This window comes from Klebsiella sp. GW_Kp181 (assembly GCF_040062315.1).
Classification (GTDB): Bacteria; Pseudomonadota; Gammaproteobacteria; order Enterobacterales; family Enterobacteriaceae; genus Klebsiella; species Klebsiella oxytoca.
Genome location: NZ_JBEAFR010000028.1, coordinates 1 through 1,194 on the forward strand (window position 1 = coordinate 1; position 1,194 = coordinate 1,194).

At 47.2% G+C, this 1,194-nt stretch carries 1 protein-coding gene; it reads left to right on the forward strand.

The features are described from left to right. Positions 1-54: 54 nt before the first annotated feature. Positions 55-1,194: IS30 family transposase (locus ABLV11_RS06970; RefSeq protein ID WP_348855243.1), on the forward strand; the 1,140-nt coding region annotated here is incomplete at its 3' end.

Sequence of the window (1,194 nt, forward strand, 5' to 3'; positions counted from 1 at the left end):
TGTGAGTTCAACGGGTCGATGCAACGCTATCCTTAATCAAGGGGGGACGTTGCCATGAAACGAAGAACGCGCATTTACTACACGCCAGAACAGAAAGCGATTATCTGGGACAGATATAAGCAAGGTGATTCCCTGCATGATATCGCCAGAATGTTCGACAGATATCATTCTTCTATCATGCCCACTATCCACCAGACTGGTGGATACCGTCCCCCTGTCCGAAAGCGACATCGGTTAGCGCTTTCGCTAGATGAAAGAGAGGAGATATCCAGAGGGCTGGTAGCAAAACGTAGCATCAGGGACATCGCTGCCAAATTATCAAGAGCTCCTTCAACGATTAGCCGCGAGATCAAGAGGCACGGAGGTGCAAAACAATATCGTGCAGCAAAAGCGGATGCTACTGCATGGGAAAGTGCCCTGAGACCAAAAACCTGTAAGCTAATTGAAAGCCCCACATTGTGTAAAATCATTGCAGAGAAGATGCATCAGGACTGGTCGCCGGAACAAATCGCCGGTTGGCTAAAACGCTGTTATCCGGATAATCAGGAAATGCATGTGTCACACGAAACGATTTATAAAACGCTTTTTATACAAACCCGGGGGGCATTAAAAAAAGAGCTGCAGCAATGCCTCAGAAGCGGAAGAGCGGTTCGTAGATCCAGAACGTCATCGCTTAAAGGGAAAGGATTAGGATCCATCCCGGATGCGATACCAATAAGCGAAAGGCCACCTGAAGTTGCAGACAGAGCCATACCGGGTCATTGGGAAGGTGACCTGATCCAGGGCTCGAAAAACTCCTATATAGTCACTCTCGTAGAACGCCATTCCCGCTTTGTTATGCTGGCCAAAATCAGAGACAACAAGACCATAACGGTTATATCTGCACTCATCAGACAAGCCCGGGAATTGCCTGTGGAGCTTTATAAAACATTAACATGGGATCGGGGCGCGGAAATGACCAGCCACACTCGATTTACTGTAGCGACAAACATTCAGATTTATTTCTGTGATCCTCAATCTCCCTGGCAACGTGGCTCAAATGAAAATACGAACAGATTGCTCAGACAATATTTTCCAAAAGGAACTGACTTATCGGTTCACAGCCAGCAAAGACTAAACAGTGTTGCCAGACAGCTCAACGAAAGGCCGAGAAAAACGCTAGACTATGAATCACCCGCAGAGCGGTTCAATAAG